Source organism: Winogradskyella ouciana (genome assembly GCF_965284585.1).
GTDB classification, from domain to species: Bacteria; Bacteroidota; Bacteroidia; order Flavobacteriales; family Flavobacteriaceae; genus Winogradskyella; species Winogradskyella ouciana.
The window spans coordinates 1,962,931-1,979,887 of record NZ_OZ260095.1 but is presented as its reverse complement, the minus strand read 5'-3'; the positions used below and the strand labels follow the sequence as shown (position 1 = coordinate 1,979,887).

The 16,957-nt window shown below is 34.6% G+C and carries 14 protein-coding genes; 7 read left to right on the top strand and 7 right to left on the bottom strand.

The features are described from left to right. Positions 1 to 6 precede the first annotated feature (6 nt). Together ACQ65V_RS08650 and ACQ65V_RS08645 are read left to right on the top strand one after the other, a co-directional pair. The gene (locus ACQ65V_RS08650) at positions 7 to 957 is read left to right on the top strand and encodes a YybH family protein (RefSeq protein WP_430467595.1); all 951 of its coding nucleotides are present in this window, start codon (positions 7 to 9) and stop codon (positions 955 to 957) included. A 25-nt stretch (positions 958 to 982) separates the two neighbouring features. Further along, positions 983 to 1,405, top strand: coding sequence for a VOC family protein (locus ACQ65V_RS08645; protein WP_430467594.1), 423 nt, complete (start codon positions 983 to 985; stop codon positions 1,403 to 1,405). Here the strand turns inward: ACQ65V_RS08645 and ACQ65V_RS08640 are convergent. The 4 genes from ACQ65V_RS08640 to ACQ65V_RS08625 all read right to left on the bottom strand — a co-directional run bounded on the left by ACQ65V_RS08640 (position 1,398) and on the right by ACQ65V_RS08625 (position 6,881). Next, the gene (locus ACQ65V_RS08640; protein ID WP_430467593.1) at positions 1,398 to 2,117 is read right to left on the bottom strand and encodes a TIGR02206 family membrane protein; all 720 of its coding nucleotides are present in this window, start codon (positions 2,115 to 2,117) and stop codon (positions 1,398 to 1,400) included. The genes ACQ65V_RS08645 and ACQ65V_RS08640 overlap by 8 nt on opposite strands. 8 nt (positions 2,118 to 2,125) lie before the next feature. After that, a complete protein-coding gene (locus ACQ65V_RS08635) occupies positions 2,126 to 3,010 on the bottom strand; it encodes a bifunctional 5,10-methylenetetrahydrofolate dehydrogenase/5,10-methenyltetrahydrofolate cyclohydrolase (RefSeq protein WP_273292359.1) in 885 nt (294 codons plus the stop codon). Positions 3,011 to 3,101: 91 nt separating this feature from the next. Beyond that, positions 3,102 to 4,433 carry a signal recognition particle protein gene (ffh, locus tag ACQ65V_RS08630; RefSeq protein ID WP_430467592.1) on the bottom strand — a complete coding sequence of 444 codons (1,332 nt, stop codon included), beginning with the start codon at positions 4,431 to 4,433 and terminating at the stop codon, positions 3,102 to 3,104. Between the two features lie 186 nt (positions 4,434 to 4,619). After that, the gene (locus tag ACQ65V_RS08625; RefSeq protein ID WP_430467591.1) at positions 4,620 to 6,881 is read right to left on the bottom strand and encodes a hypothetical protein; all 2,262 of its coding nucleotides are present in this window, start codon (positions 6,879 to 6,881) and stop codon (positions 4,620 to 4,622) included. A 97-nt stretch (positions 6,882 to 6,978) separates the two neighbouring features. Here ACQ65V_RS08625 and ACQ65V_RS08620 point away from each other — a divergent pair, with 97 nt between their 5' ends. The 4 genes from ACQ65V_RS08620 to ACQ65V_RS08605 all read left to right on the top strand — a co-directional run bounded on the left by ACQ65V_RS08620 (position 6,979) and on the right by ACQ65V_RS08605 (position 11,374). Further along, positions 6,979 to 7,494, top strand: coding sequence for an RNA polymerase sigma factor (locus ACQ65V_RS08620; protein WP_155089921.1), 516 nt, complete (start codon positions 6,979 to 6,981; stop codon positions 7,492 to 7,494). A gap of 102 nt (positions 7,495 to 7,596) precedes the next feature. Then, positions 7,597 to 8,481 (top strand): FecR family protein, encoded by an 885-nt coding sequence (locus ACQ65V_RS08615; protein WP_430467590.1) that lies wholly within the window; start codon positions 7,597 to 7,599, stop codon positions 8,479 to 8,481. 7 nt (positions 8,482 to 8,488) lie between these two features. Then, positions 8,489 to 10,786, top strand: coding sequence for a TonB-dependent receptor domain-containing protein (locus tag ACQ65V_RS08610; RefSeq protein ID WP_430467589.1), 2,298 nt, complete (start codon positions 8,489 to 8,491; stop codon positions 10,784 to 10,786). A 42-nt stretch (positions 10,787 to 10,828) separates the two neighbouring features. Continuing rightward, a complete protein-coding gene (locus ACQ65V_RS08605) occupies positions 10,829 to 11,374 on the top strand; it encodes a YfiT family bacillithiol transferase (RefSeq protein ID WP_430467588.1) in 546 nt (181 codons plus the stop codon). Positions 11,375 to 11,449: 75 nt separating this feature from the next. On the opposite strand, the gene ACQ65V_RS08600 is transcribed toward ACQ65V_RS08605, so the two are convergent. From ACQ65V_RS08600 to argS, 3 genes are all read right to left on the bottom strand, one after another. Beyond that, positions 11,450 to 12,748, bottom strand: coding sequence for a carboxypeptidase-like regulatory domain-containing protein (locus ACQ65V_RS08600; protein ID WP_430467587.1), 1,299 nt, complete (start codon positions 12,746 to 12,748; stop codon positions 11,450 to 11,452). Positions 12,749 to 12,843: 95 nt separating this feature from the next. Then, on the bottom strand, positions 12,844 to 13,899 hold the full coding sequence (locus ACQ65V_RS08595; protein ID WP_430467586.1) for a helix-turn-helix domain-containing protein: 1,056 nt from the start codon (positions 13,897 to 13,899) through the stop codon (positions 12,844 to 12,846). Between the two features lie 54 nt (positions 13,900 to 13,953). After that, complete coding sequence (argS, locus tag ACQ65V_RS08590) at positions 13,954 to 16,095, bottom strand: arginine--tRNA ligase (protein WP_430467585.1); 2,142 nt, start codon at positions 16,093 to 16,095, stop codon at positions 13,954 to 13,956. Positions 16,096 to 16,216: 121 nt separating this feature from the next. Here argS and ACQ65V_RS08585 point away from each other — a divergent pair, with 121 nt between their 5' ends. Further along, on the top strand, positions 16,217 to 16,582 hold the full coding sequence (locus tag ACQ65V_RS08585) for a bleomycin resistance protein (RefSeq protein WP_430467584.1): 366 nt from the start codon (positions 16,217 to 16,219) through the stop codon (positions 16,580 to 16,582). The last annotated feature ends 375 nt before the right edge of the window (positions 16,583 to 16,957 follow it).

The window sequence follows — 16,957 nt, the reverse complement described above, 5'->3', positions numbered from 1 at the left end:
GCAACCATGAAATCAATACTATCTCTTCTACTACTATTCTCATTTCTAAGTTTTTCACAAAACCAATATACTATTTCAGATACCAATCCCTATGGCTCACCCAACCCAGAGGCACCAGAACAAATCAAGGATTTTGAAGGCTTAATTGGGAAATGCAACTGTAAATCCGTGTCGAGAAATCAAGATCAAACCTGGGCAGATCCTGTGGATATGACATGGGAATGGAAATACATTATGAACGGTATGGCTGTACAGGACGAAACTATAAAAGCCGATGGTAAACATTCTGGAAGCATTCGTCAGTTTATATCAGATAGCAGTAAATGGTATGTACATTACTATTCTTCTGGCGCACCTTCTACCACTCTACCAACTTGGGAAGGAGGCAAAAAAGATAATGGAAACATTGTGCTCTATCGCGACCAAAAAGCACCTAATGGAGCAGAAGGTTGGTTTCGATTAACTTTTTACGATATTGATGACACTGGTTATAAATGGGTTGGCGAATGGACAGACAAAACTGAAAAAGTGACGTTTCCTACTTGGAAAATTGATTGCAAAAGAGAACGCAATATCGTTTCAGATGTTGATATGATAAAGAAAAACACGATTGCTTTTTCTAGAGCTTATATGGATGGTGATATTGATGCTTTGGTAAATATGTACACTGAAGATGGTAAGATATTCCCAAATAACAGAAAGATTATGTCTGGGAAAACGGATTTAAAATCCTATTGGGAAATCCCTGAGGGCGTAAAGATTCTTCATCACAAAGTGACACCAACTGAAATTAGTATTGCAAACGATACAGCATACGATTATGGCTATTATGAAGGTAAAACGTTGACTAAAGATAAAAAAGAAGTCGCCTGGAAAGGAAAGTACCTCATCGTTTGGAAAAAAATTGATGGTAATTGGAAAATATTTTTAGACATTTGGAACAACGTAGCGGAGTGATTAATATTTTCATTATATAAAAAACATGACTAAACTATCTCCTTTTCATCTCGCCATTCCAGTTCATAATTTAGAAAAATGTAGAGATTTCTACACCCATACTTTAAATCTTGAAGAAGGCAGGAGTAGTGACCATTGGGTAGATTATAACTTTTTCGGCCATCAATTGGTTATCCACTACAAACCAAATTCCAGTAAAGATTTGCACACCAATGCCGTTGATGGTAAAAACGTTCCTATTCCGCATTTTGGTGTAGTTTTAAACTGGAGTGACTTTCATTCTTTTGCGGATAATCTCAGGTTAAAAAATATAGAATTCATCATTGAACCTTATATACGATTTAAAGGTGAAGTTGGCGAACAAGCCACTATGTTCTTTAAAGACCCATCCGGAAATGCTTTGGAGTTTAAGGCTTTTAAAGATATGAGTCAGCTCTTTGCTAAGTGATTTTCATTCTTTCTGAAACAGAAAACGGCAAATAAATCAACAAAAACAGCGGAATGATTATTAACTGCCCAACCACAATATAATAAGGCCATTCCCCAAAATAATCCAATAGTGAAGCTGACTTTGGTTTTTCATTTAAGTAAAAATAATTGGCATCAAGGAAATAGTTTATAATCATCATTACAGCCACATAAACCTGAAGTGCCAAAAACGATTTAAATACACTTTTCAAAGTCGGTTTCATCTTAAAAACGAAAATGAAATAGAAAATTACAACTAACAAACCTAGGTGAACGACCCAATATCTAAAATAATCGAAACTTGGGAAACCAACTGCAATATCTGGTGTAATCACTCCCTGTATGGTTCCACCTATAATCCAAAATACTAGAATCTCGAACATCCAATATTTACGATAGTAGGTAAATACAGGGATAATCAATGCCATTAAACTACATAAATACAGCGGCAAATCAGTTCTAAAGTTGTAATTATCAAAACCGATGCGGTATAAATGAAAACTGATAATAAACAAGGATACAAAGCAAGCAACAAAATGAATTACCCTGAATTTCTGTTTATCATTAAGGTTTCTATTAGAATATTTAATAAGTAAGACTGTAAAACCAATAGCCACCAATATGGGTAGTATATGTTGCAAACTTCCTATCGTTACAGAAGTCAAAGCGATAGAAAGTAACTTTATAAACATAAGATAGCTTATAGTTTATGCTTTCTATGCTGCTCTCTAGCTAATAGTGTATTCTTTAGAAGCATAGCAATTGTCATTGGCCCTACTCCACCAGGAACTGGTGTAATATAACTTGCTTTTTTACTGCAGTTTTCAAAATCTACATCACCTGTAATATAGTACCCTTTTTCAGAATCGTCTGGTACTCGTGTAATACCAACATCGATAATAACAACATCATCTTTTACCATTTCTGCTTTTAAGAATTTTGGAATTCCCAATGCCGAAATTATGATATCAGCTTGTGAGGTAATTTGAGTAATGTTCTTGGTGTGACTGTGTGTTAGAGTTACTGTCGAATTGCCCGGAAAACCTTTACGTCCCATTAAAATACTCATAGGACGGCCTACAATGTGCGAGCGACCAATAACAACCGTATGCTTGCCTTTGGTCTCAACTCCATAGCGGTCTAGAAGTTCTAAAATTCCGAATGGTGTCGCAGGAATAAATGTAGACATATCCAATGCCATTTTTCCAAAGTTCATTGGGTGAAAACCATCTACATCCTTATCGGGATGCACAGCCATTAAAACTTTTTGCGTATTGATTTGAGGTGGTAACGGTAATTGAATAATAAACCCATCGATGTCGTCATCATTATTTAGATCTTCGATTTTATCCAATAACTCTATCTCACTGGTTGTATTTGGCATACGCACCATTGTAGATTCAAAACCTACACGTTCACATGCTCTTACCTTGCTACCGACGTAAGTTAAACTTGCACCATCATTACCTACTATGACCGCTGCAAGGTGTGGCACCTTTTCGCCATTAGCCTTCATTTTGTCAACTTCGGCTTTGATTTCCTCCTTAATGTCCTTGCTTGTCTTTCTTCCGTCTAGTATGGTCATTTCTCAGTATTCAGTCTGCAGTATTCAGTCTGCAGTAGTTATGTTTTATATTTATTTGACTGCCAACTGAGGGCTGCCAAACTGCCAACTATTAACGTGGCATATTCTTCATGGCTTGCATCATGCGTTTTCCGCCTCCGCCTTGCATCATCTTCATCATCTTGCTCATCTGCGTAAACTGTTTCAGTAATTGATTAACCTCTTGTACTGAAGTACCAGACCCTTTACCAATGCGCTTTTTACGACTCGAATTGATTACTGAGGGATTTGCGCGTTCTTCAGGAGTCATAGAATGTATAATGGCTTCAATACCCTTAAAGGCATCATCATCAATGTCGATATCTTTCATCATTTTTCCAGCACCTGGTATCATTCCGATAAGATCCTTCATGTTACCCATTTTCTTGATTTGCTGAATCTGCTTTAAGAAATCATCAAATCCAAATTGGTTTTTGGCAATCTTCTTTTGAAGTTTTCGTGCTTCCTCTTCATCAAACTGTTCTTGAGCACGCTCAACAAGAGAAACCACATCACCCATTCCCAAGATACGATCTGCCATACGTGACGGATAGAAGACATCAATCGCTTCCATCTTCTCACCTGTACCAATAAACTTAATTGGTTTGTTAACTACCGATTTAATCGAAATCGCGGCACCACCTCTGGTATCACCATCTAATTTGGTAAGGATAACACCATCAAAATTCAATATATCATTGAAGGCTTTTGCTGTGTTTACAGCATCCTGACCTGTCATGGAATCCACTACAAACAAAGTTTCTTGTGGTTCAATGGCTTTATGAATGTTCGAAATTTCGGTCATCATAGCTTCATCTACAGCCAAACGACCAGCAGTATCTATAATCACTACATTATAACCGTTTGCTTTTGCATGTGCAATACCAGCTTGGGCGATAGCAACCGGATCGCTATTTCCCTTATCGCTATAAACCTCAACATTGATTTGATCGCCAACCACGTGCAACTGATCAATTGCCGCAGGACGATACACATCACAAGCTACTAATAATGGTTTCTTTGTCTTTTTGTTCTTAAGATAATTGGCAAGTTTACCAGAGAATGTCGTTTTACCAGATCCTTGCAGACCAGACATTAAAATAACACTTGGGTTACCTGAAAGATCGATTCCTTCTGCATCGCCTCCCATAAGTTCAGTTAATTCGTCCTTAACGATTTTAACCATTAACTGACCTGGCTGAAGTGTAGTCAATACATTTTGACCAAGTGCTTTTTCCTTTACTCTATTAGTAAAATCTTTAGCAATTTTAAAGTTAACATCGGCATCTAAAAGCGCACGTCTTACTTCTTTTAAAGTTTCTGCAACATTTACTTCTGTAATGCTACCATGACCCTTTAAAACGTGTAACGCTTTATCTAACTTATCACTTAAATTATTAAACATAATCTTTATCTCTTTTTGAAGTTGCAAATTTAAGAATTTACAAGAGATAAACGAATGGGATATCTATAATTCTACTATGCTATATTTGAGAATTTTACAAAAGAAAAGAGCTGCCCAGCGGTTGGCAACTCTCTTCAATCAACTTAAACTTACTAAAATTACTAACTTATTTAGCGGTTCTTCTTCTTATTCACAAGTTCTTTCTAATACCAAGACATCGTCTCCTCTATGCATTTCTAATCGGTTTTCTTCACATTCCACAACTAACCAATCACCAGTTATAGCCTGAATATTTGGTCCTGAAACATTAGAGAATGTGACAATAACACCGTCATTTGATTGTGATGTTGACCAAAATGCATCAATAGTTTGGTTATCTGTATATATGACAACGATATTGTTTGAAGCTTCAAAATCAAAATTCCATTCCATTAAATTATCACTGCCATTGTAGTTCACTGCATTCCACATACAGCTAATTAAAAAGGCATCTACCTCCTGCTCTGTGCAGTTACCCTCATTACAATCCTCTACGACTAATATTATAGGGAATACTTCAAACTGGTCGTCAATTACAACTCTTGTGTAAACCACGGCTTCTACACCAATCATTGCGTAATTCTCTGGATTGGAAATAGCGTTTACGTTTGCTTCAGCATCAGCTTGGCTTTCATGATAAGTGACTATATCTGCACTTGGGTTACAATTGTGAAAGGCGGTTGTAAGATCAAACGTGTATGGTCCATCTGTTCCATTATCACATTGTTCTAATACAGCATCAAAACTTTGGTAACATTCAAATAGGTTGCATTCTTCAGTAATCAAATACACTGTAAATACTTCAAAATTTCCATTTTCAGCTTCTATTCTGAGATAAACCTGTCCAGTTGCAGACCAATATGATTCTGTTTCTACAATGGCGTTCACATTATTCTCAGCATCAGCTATGCTTTCATGGAATGAAGGTATAAAGCTATATTGGCAATCTATTAATCCTATAGTACCACCACTTAGGTTAAACTCAGCTTCATTATTTGGACCTAAGCATTCCACTAATTCAAAATTAGAGAAGCAGTCGAAGACTTCGTTGCCTTGGTTAAGATCACACTCTTGTTGCAGTTCTATATAATCATCACCATTTACTAGGTAGAAATAATCATCCTCACATTCAACGATTTGCCATTCTCCATTTAATAGTTCAAAATCATCCTCAAACATAAGATCCATATATACATCACCAGCCACTACTAACAGTTCCCAAGTGCCTATTTGAGATTCTGTTCCATCTCCATCATCTAATAAAATCTGTCCGTTTGGTGTAAAGTACACATAAACCGCTGCTATAGTATTGATGAGGTTTGTTTCTAGCAACCAGGCACATTCCCCAAGGTTTTCATTTATTTCGGCTATGGAGCATCCTAAATCTCCTTCACAGTCTTGCTCTAATTCAATAGAATAATCTCCACGTACTATACCTAGTTCATCATCATCACATTCAACTATTAGCCATTCACCACCTAAATCATCTTGATAAGCCGTTAGCTCTGTTATATTTAAGATTAAACCATTATCGGTTGAATAAACCTCCCAATTTCCTCCAATGAAAACTGTGGCATCTCCTTCAGTTATTTGCAAAGTGCCGTCTTCATAGAAGATCATTTGATGGATTTCAAAATCATTATTGGCATCGTTGATATCCCAAGGGCACTCTAACAACAATTCCGTAATATCTTCCTCATTACAATCATAGTCATCATCATCACAATCGTCCTCTGCTGCTTCTATGGCATCAGAAAGTTCTTGGTTAGAATTAACTTCTATGGTTTCGCCATTGGCATATTCTAACGTCACTGGATAGTTTAAGCTTACAATCAGAGCATTGTCATCTTCCTCTAACGCTTCAAGAAAGTTATACAAGGCTTCATCATTTTCTATTGTAACGGTATCAACAATGTTGAAATCTGAATTGAACACAGAAAATGAAATTGGATATACAAAATCAATACATTCTATAACATCATCATCGTCATCACATTCATTAATAAAGTTTTCTAGTTGGTCTTCATTTTCAATTACAATTTCAGTATAGTCATTAAAAATTATGGTAATCGGGAATACGAAATCAAGAAAATCCTCATCATCTATTAACTCTTCAAATAAATCTTCGAGTTGTTCTAAATCAGCTTCAGTTTCAATAGTTATAGTGATATCACTAACTATAATGGTTACTGGCAACTCAATTGAAAAACAGCTGGCATCATCTAATATATCGTCATACGCTCCGTAATTGGCTGTAACATTACTCATAAATGATGCCAATGGAGAACTTGGAATGATTACCTCATGTTCATCAGGACTATTTACTTCTGTTGCCTCATCTTGGCAAGAAGAAAAAGTTAATAGGGCAAAAAAGGCTAGTAGGATTGTGTGATTGATCGTTGTTTTCATTTTTGGGAGCTTTATCAATTTATTATAAAACAATCTTAGTTTTGATTTTCCTACCCTTGCTTTAGAAAATTTATTTATAATTTGTGAAGCGAAAGTTATGAGCCAACCGATACAAAATCATATATGCGAAGAACAACTGTTTGAACGTTTGTACAAAAAACATTCAAAAAACCTTCATGACTTCTTGTATTACAAGTTTGGTGAAAATCTAAATCCACAAGATAAAGTACAAGAAGCATTTATAAAATTGTGGCAGAATTGCAGTAAAGTTTCACCAGACAAAGCAAAGAGCTTTTTATTTACAACAGCCAATAACCTAATGCTTAATGCAGTTGCGCACAAAAAAGTGGTTTTAAAATACCAAAAGCTACCTCAAAAGCACTCTACAAACGAATCGCCTGAGTTTGTAATGCAAGAAAAAGAGTATCATCAAAAATTACAGAATGCACTCGCTAATTTAACTGAAGCACAACGCGTGGCTTTTTTAATGAACAGAGTTGAAGGTAAGCGATTTAAAGAGATAGCAGAACTATTGGACATTTCCACTAAGGCTGTTGAAAAACGAATTTATGGAGCGTTGAAAAAGCTGCGCAAGGATATTGATGGACTTTAGCTTAGTTGCGAGTCTTAGTCACAGTATTCAGTTTTTGGAATTTGGAAATATTAGAAGGTAGGAATTTTTAGTGCTTGGCTGTTATATAGATGAATTACCATTATGAAAAGAGAAGAACTCATAAAAAAATGGTTGGACAACAACCTTACTACTGAAGAGCAAAAGGCTTTTGAGCAACTAGAGGATTACAAAGATTTAATCCGTATGAATAGTGCTTTAAATAATTTTAAGGCTCCAGAGTTCTCTATGGAGAATAATTACAAGGATTTAAAAACAAAAATAGACAGTAATAAGTCTATAGATTGGTATAAACCTCTTCTTAAAATTGCTGCAGTACTGGCCATCTGTTTTAGTGTTTATTATTACACAACGACTTTAGATACAAAGGTCAATACTGATATTGCAGAGAAAACCCAAATTGTTTTACCAGATGCTTCAACAGTTGCGCTTAATGCAAATTCTTACTTAAGTTTTAATGAAAGTCATTGGAGTAAAAACCGTGAAGTAACATTAGATGGAGAAGGCTTTTTTAAAGTGGCCAAAGGACAACAGTTTGATGTTATAACTAATGATGGTACTGTGAGTGTTTTGGGTACTCAGTTTAATGTTAAACAACGTAAAAACTACTTTGAAGTGACATGTTATGAAGGATTGGTAGCCGTGAAAAACAACGAAGAATTTGTGAAATTAAAGCCTGGATTTAGTTTAAGAATAATAGATGGGAAGCTACTTGTTAATGAAAAAGAAATCGCTACGCAACCAACTTGGTTGCGTGGTGAAAGCAGTTTTAAAAATGCATCTTTACAACACGTTATTTCAGAACTTGAAAACCAGTACAATATAAAGGTAACTGTTGAAAAGGTAGATACTTCTCGCTCATTTACCGGAAGTTTTGCGCACAATAATTTAGATTTAGCCTTGCAATCCGTAACAATACCATTAAATTTAAGCTACAGTAAGTCTGGCAATTCTATTGTGTTTAAATGAGTTCAATGTGAATAAACTATTACGGCGTGTAGTTTTATATCTATTTTTTATCACTTCTTGTCACCTGGCCCAAAGCCAAAATAAAGAAGAACAACCTCTTGCCTACATTCTTGAACAATTAGAAAAACGATACGACGTTAAGTTCTCTTATGAAACCAAAACTATTGAAGGTGTTGCGGTTTCTCCATTGTCTGCAGAATTATCATTGGATGAAGCATTGGACAAACTAAAATCCATTACACAGCTCAATTTTAAAGTACTTAGCAGTCGATTTATTGCCATTAGTGCAAAGCATAAAACCATACAGTATCTAGAGGAAGTTGTTGTAACTAATTATTTAACCAAGGGTATTTCTAAAACCAATAATGGTGCGATTGCCGTAGATGCCAAAGCCTTTGATATACTTCCAGGTCTTATTGAGCCTGATGTTCTACAAATTGTTCAAAATCTTCCGGGAATTATTAGTGTCGATGAGCGTATTTCTAACATTAATGTAAGAGGTGGAACAAATGACCAAAACCTAATTCTCTACGAAGGCATCAGAATGTACCAATCTGGTCATTTTTTTGGATTGATTTCTGCGTTCAATCCTTATTTATCTGATGAAATACGGGTTGCAAAAAATGGTACAAGTGCACTTTTTGGCAACGGTGTCTCAAGTACTATTTCCATTAAAAACAGCAATATAGTTGATAATAAATTTAATGGTGGATTGGGCGCAAATCTTTTGAGCGTTGATGGATTTGCAAAAATTCCGCTGAATAAAAAAATGGAATTACAAGTATCTGCGAGACGTTCTTTTACAGATGTTCTAGCCTCTACCACCTACGATGCCTATTTCGATAGAATTTTCAGGGATTCTGAACTTAATGCCTCCAACAACATAAACACCGTACTTGCTTTAGATGAGCGTTTTTTATTTTATGACCTCAACACTAAGTTTTTATATGATATTGATGAGACCTCTAAACTTCGTATTAACCTTCTTAATATTTATAATAACCTTGACTACAATCAAATATTCACAAATTCCAATAATGAGTTTCAAGAAGTAAGAAGCACCTTAAACCAGGTGAGTTATGGCTTTAGTACGAGTTATTCAAAAGTAATTAATGACGATATTTCCGCTTCGGCTCAGTTATATTATTCCAACTACGATTTGGATGCTAAAAATAATGATATTACCAATGACCAGCTTTTGACACAAGAAAATAAGGTTGAAGATTACGGCTTGCGTATAGACATATCACAAAACGTAGACAACAACACGGAAATTAGAGGAGGTTATCAGTTTAACGAGGTCGCGGTCACAAATTTTGAAGATGTTTCCAATCCTGATTTCACAAGCTTAGTAAAAGAAATTATAAGAACACATGCTTTTTTTGGCGAAACGGAACGCTACTCAAAATCAAGAAACACCTATATAAGATTAGGAGCAAGAATTAGTTATTTTGAAAAGCTAAAGGAACTGGTTATTGAACCGCGCTTTGCCTTCAATCAAAAAATTTCTAACGATATTAGACTTGAAATATTAGGTGAACTGAAAAGTCAGTCGATAACTCAAGTTATTGATCTACAGCAAGATTTTTTCGGTATAGAAAAACGTCGTTGGCAGCTTTCTAACTTAGACGATGTACCTTTGATACGTAGCCAACAAATATCACTTGGTGTCAGTTATAACCAGAACAATCTTTTGGTTTCTTTAGAAGGCTATTATAAGAATGTTGATGATATTACGGCACAAAGTCAAGGGTTTCAAAATCAGTTTCAATTCGCCAATGATATTGGTTCTTACACTATTACTGGTCTCGATTTTCTTGTCAATAAACGTTTCAATAATTTTAGTACATGGTTGAGCTACACTTTAAGTAATAATGATTATAAGTTCGATAATATCAATGACGGCAATGCTTTTCCGAACACAGTAGATTTAACTCATGTTGCCAATGCTTCATTAACCTATAATTTAGATAATTTTAAAATTGGTATTGGTTTTAATTGGCATTCTGGTCGTGCATATTCTAAACCTTCTAATGTTCAGAATAATGCTAATTCCGTTATTGAATATAGTAATCCTAATGGTTCGAGATTACCAGATTACTTTAGAGCTGATATTTCAGCCATATATAAATTTGAATTAATGAAAGGTGTAAAAACTGAGATAGGTGCCTCTGTATGGAATATGTTTAACCAAACCAATATCATTAACCGTTATTACACTTTTGATGCTGATGATGCTATTATTGAAATTGACAATCGTTCATTAAAATTTACTCCTAATCTAAGTTTTAGAGCAAACTTCTAACCTTTGTGTTTTATGCTTAATTTTAAGCTCAAAACTTTTTATATGACTGAACAAGAATTGTACAAATTGAGATTCCCTATAGGCGAGTTTGAAAAGCCTCCTGTTATTACGGAAGAGCATTTACAAGAATGGATTGATGCCATTGAGACCTTACCTCAGCGCATTATATCCGTCACCAATAATCTCAGTGGCAAAGAACTTAGTTACAAATACAGACCTGACGGTTGGACAATTAGGCAAGTTGTTCATCATTGTGCAGATAGCCATATAAATAGTATTATAAGATTTAAATTAGCGTTAACGGAAGATTCGCCAACCATAAAACCTTATTTTGAAGATCGATTTGCCAAACTCATTGACTATAACGAACCGCTAGATGATGCCATATCTATACTTAAGGGAGTACACAACAAACTTGGTATATTGCTTAGAAGCTTTTCTAAAGATGATTTAAAAAGAGAGTTTGTTCACCCAGAATATGGGAAGCGTTACTCTATAGAAGAAACCATCGGTGTTTATGCCTGGCATAGTAATCATCATTTTGCACATATAGAGCAAGCAATTCGCTATAAAGGTGAATTTAATTAAAACGTTTTTTAGCAAAAAAGCCCAGGAATAATTTCTGGGCTTTTTTGCTATTAATTATAATCAAACCATGAAAATTTAAGGTGTTCCATTAGCAGATTGCTCTCTTTCTCTCTCTTTTTCCTTTTCAATGCTCTTTCTAATTTTTTCTATGGCAGATTCTATAGATTTATCTGGCTCAATTAAATTGTACTGTCCCCAAAAATTTGGATCTGAAAAACCCGAAATAGCATCAGTAATTATTACCGTTGGTCTTAACCTATCTTTATTTCTAATCTTAATATCTGAGGTATTTATTTCCCAATCGGTAACTGCCATTTCGCTAGATAACGTATAGACTTTATTGAAAATCTCTCGTTTTTTATTCACCTTAAACTTTAAACTCAAGTTAGAGTAGCTGTAGTACCATTTACCATTTTTAGCTTTATAATCTACTCTATAGTTAGCCTCTAATGGGTACACTACAACATCTCTAGGCTTCTTTTTAACCAAAAGGTTTTTAGTCTTGCTTTTATTGCTCACGTCCAAAGAGTAGTTAGCACTAACCAATGCCAGTGACTGTGTATCTATATAAAGTTTACCATTGTAGTTAAGGTTTAAGCCATTATTTCTTGGTCTAAAATTAACCACATAAACATTTCTATTATTTACTGTTGAAGGCGCATCAAAAGAAAATCTATAACTACTAATAGTCTCATCGGTGAAAATATATTCAGGGTATTTCATAATATCCAAATATATTGTGGAGAATGGACCACCTTGCAATTTTACGGAAACTGTATCCAAACGCTTATAGTCTGTGCTTTTTCTTGCCTTACCAAGTTTTATAGCATCACGCTGAGAAGATGTGTGAGGTTGCTTTAGAATATTAACAACAGCTTCTGTTAAGGATACATTTCTATTACGGCGTTTTATGGTTTCCCTGTAAAAGGCTGTCATGTATACCGACTCATTCATAACGTTGTTGTTCTTTTCCTTAAAAACTCTACGTACCAGTTTCTCAGCATCCTTAAAAGCAGAAATACTAACAGCCGTTAACTCTGTTACAGCTTCATAGAGTTTAATTTTATTTCCGTCTTTAGATAACTCCGAAAGTGGGAGTACACGTGTGTTATAACCTAAAAGGCTAACAATCACTTTAGAATCTAAATACTTAGCAGGAACTTTTAGTGTAAACTCACCTTCAGAATTTGTTATTGTACTAATATTGGTCTCATTCACATTAAGACTAACAGCCTCTAAAGTTCTATTGGATTTTCCATCAACAACCACTCCGTTATACTCAGTAAAATCTGACTGCGCATTTAAAGTAAAAGTCATAAGTAACATGGCAATGCATGTACTGATACAAGTTTTGTAAAAATATATTGTTTTCATAGCGTAATTATTTAGCAATTAACCCTTACTAAGATACGAAAAATGCATGGAGTTGCCTATAAACCAAAATGTTAAAAAGTAAATAATGATAATTCTTAACTTCTTTTTTGCTTTCTAAAAGCTGAAGGTGTTTCGTCGGTAAACTTTGTAAACGCCTTATAGAAAGTCACTTTATTATTAAAACCACTCTCTAAAGCAATCGCCTCAATTTTATAGTGATCGTATTTTGGGTTGTGTAGGTGTTGTTTCGCAGTTTCAATTCTGTGTTTATTAACATAGTCGTTAAAGTTCTCATCTATCAATACAGAAAATGTTTGTGATACATGATGCGACTTCTCGTTTAAGGCTTTTCCCAGGGTTAGAATGCTTAAATTATTATCTAAAAATAATTGATCATTTATAAACGCGTCTTCTATCTTAGATTTTATACGAACCATATCTTTTTGCGAAAGGTTAGAGCTAAAGTATTTTTTTCGAATCTTTTTTAGAAAATCTGGATTTTTGAATAACAGATAGCCAATCCCAAAAATCATTAATGTAAGTATAAGGTAGTACGACGCAAAATCCCTCCAACCATCTGCATAATGGGTAAGGTAGGAAATAAGAATTGTAGAACACGCATGAGCTACAACCAAAAATAGAGCATATTGAATCCGCTCTGTTGATAGTACCAATCTTTTAGAAAACAGAAATACAGAACATCCAATAGCGTAAACACCCATTTGAATGGCTAAAAAGTAATTCCAACGCATGGTTCTAGTAATAAAGTTCTCTAAGATATATTCATTGCGCAATTGGTTTTCCATTATCAACACATCACCATAGCCTATCCAAAAAACAACAATGGGTATTAAATGCAATGTATCTACTAAACGAAGTTTCTTTTTGTCTTGAAAAACACACTGCAAATGAACGAAGAGCAGAGGACCAAACAGCATGGCGATTTCATAATAAAACCAACTTCTAAATTTCGGATAGATTATGCCTATCTCACTCGAACCGTATAAAAACAATAAAATATGAAAACCAACCAGCGCTATAAGCAAAGACAATGTTGTATTACGGAGATTGCGTTCCTTAAAAAAGACACCACCAGCTACAAAAAAGGCTATAAAAACTTGAGCGAATAGTATATATCGAATGATATCCAAGGGCAATTATTTTATTGGATACAATGTAATATTTATTTTTTGCTTAAAGAAACCCTACATACGCTCAGGTACTTCAATACCTAAAACACTAAATGCATTTTTAATAGTTTGCCCAACCGATCTAGACAAGGCTACTCTAAACCCTTTTTCTTCATCGGTATCTGCTCCAAGAATGGACACATTTTGATAAAACGAATTAAAATCCTTTACCAAATCGTAAGTATAGTTAGCGATTAAAGCCGGACTATGTTGTTCTGCCGCATTTTGAATCACCTCTGGGAATTGCTCTAGCTGTTTTAACAACTGCTTTTCCTTTTCGTGTAAAACAATCTGGTCGCTGAGCGAAGTCGAAGTGACATCAGAGTCAGATTTTCTTAATATCGACTGAATCCTCGCATAGGTATATTGAATGAACGGTCCCGTATTCCCTTGAAAATCGATAGACTCTTTCGGGTCGAACAATATTCTTTTTTTAGGATCTACTTTTAGGATGTAGTATTTAAGTGCTCCTAAGCCAATGGTTTTATAAAGTGTTTTCTTTTCCTCTTCTGAGTAATCATCGAGTTTACCGAGTTCCTTGGAAATTTCTTCAGCCGTATTCGCCATCTCCTCTATTAAATCATCAGCATCAACAACAGTTCCTTCCCTACTCTTCATTTTACCACTTGGTAAATCTACCATACCATAACTTAAGTGATATAGGTTCTTTGCCCATTCAAAACCAAGTTTCTTTAAAATTAGAAACAAAACTTTAAAATGATAATCCTGTTCGTTACCTACGGTATAAACCATTCCGCCAACATCTGGATAATCCTTAATACGTTGAATTGCCGTACCAATGTCTTGGGTCATATAAACCGCAGTACCATCACTACGCAACACTATTTTTTCATCTAGTCCTTCATCGGTTAAATCGCACCAAACGGAACCATCCTCTTTCTTAAAAAACACACCTGTTTTCAGTCCTTCGGAAACAAATTCTTTGCCTAAAAGATACGTCTGACTTTCATAATAGTATTTATCGAAATCTACTCCTATGGCTTTGTAGGTCTCTTCAAAACCATCATAAACCCAATTGTTCATTCTTTCCCAAAGGGCAACGACGTCTTTATCTCCTGCTTCCCATTTACGCAGCATATCTTGGGCCGAAGCTAGTATTTCAACTTTTGATATTACATTTTTATCAGATTCTAATTCATTTTTTACTATTTCATTTTCTTTCTCAAGATAACTGGTAATCTTTCTTTCAACTTCATCTGCATCCTCAGAGATATTAAATGAGATAATATCATTGTGCGAAATAATATCATTAAACTTTTCTTTTATATCATTAATTTTTTCTTCAGTTGGGTCACTATAACTTAAAGAAAAGGAACTCATATAATGTACTTTCTGGTTTACATACTCCCAATCTAAATTTAGAGTGTCATGAACATACTTTTTAAGAGCTCTATCATAAGACTTAACTAATAATAAAAGTACTGGTTCTTTTGTTTCACTTATTTTATTCCAAACACCAGTTTCTTTCGCTTTAGTTATCTTATCTACTAACTCTTTTTGAACTTCTTCTTTTAATTGCTTTTTATATTCTTTGTCGTATCTAACATAATAATTCCCAACCAACTTATCACCTTTCAATCCCGTAGATTGTGGTGTTTCACCATTCCCGAAACGTTGCCAAGCCAGCATACTTTTACAAATATGAATGCCTCTATCATTAATGATTTGGGTTTTGTAAACTTTTTTACCAGACGCTTTTAAAATTTCAGCAACCGAATATCCTAAAAGCACATTTCTAATATGGCCTAAGTGTAATGGCTTGTTGGTGTTTGGCGAAGAATACTCTACCATTATAGCCTTATTATCCTTGAGCTCAGCAAAACCAAAGTTGGTCTTATCCTTAATCTCGTTGAAGAAATTGAAATAATAAGCATCGTCAATTTCTATATTCAAAAAGCCTTTTACAACATTAAAACCTTTAACCAAGTCCACATGGTCTTGCAAATATTGCCCAACTTGCTCTCCAATGACTGCAGGATTACCTTTCAGCACACGCAACATTGGGAATACTACAACCGTAATATCACCTGCAAACTCCTTGCGAGTCGCCTGAAATTCCACAGATTCCAATTCCGATTGAAAAAGTGCTTTTACAGCGGCTTTTACGTATACTTCTAAAGTGTCTTGAAGGTTCATTTTCTACTTTGCCTTTTGGTGTTTAAAACGCTTGCAAAGATAGGAGTTTTATTGTTTTATTAAGATTTTGAATCATCTTAATTCCCTATTTTTAAGGAAGAAAAAATACATCAATCAAAAAATGGAAAGAAAAGAACATTTACTTAAGGGTATTCCTGTTTTAGCATCTTTAAATATTAAGAAAACCGTTGAATTCTATAAAACCAAACTTGGCTTTAATCGCGTGGGTTATTTGGATGAGAATTATGCCATTATAGCCAGAGATAAATTTGTAGTTCACTTTTGGAAATGCAATGACAAAATCCATCCCGAAAACACAAGTTGCTACGTGGATGTTAAGGACATTGATACACTATATGCAGAATTAAAACCTTTTGGTGTAATTCATCCTAATGGACCATTAGAAGATAAACCTTATGGCATGCGCGAATTTGCCATTTTAGATGAAGATGGGAATTTAATTAAATTTGGGCAAGAGCTTGAGTGATAAAATCACCTGTTTTTGGAGAATCAATGTCTTTTTGATTTTGAGCATAAAGCGCTTCCAGCTTTCGACTTATTTAATCTTAACTAATTAATTAGCAGCATATTACAAAAATCGTGCATTTCATCGATAAAATGGTCGTTTTTCCATGATTTCTGCCGTTAATCGATACAACATTTTTTTCAATATTTTCATCGGTCAGTTTATCTAATTTATTGGTATTAAATCCCAATTATTAGTGTATTTGAGCACATTATGGCATTTTTGGTAGGCTATTAACAAATGTCCCAAACATTAATGAGGCTTAATTATCGAACATTAACCACGTCGTTATTGTTTAGTGTTGACTTACTTTTAGCATCCCTCTATAAAAGTTAT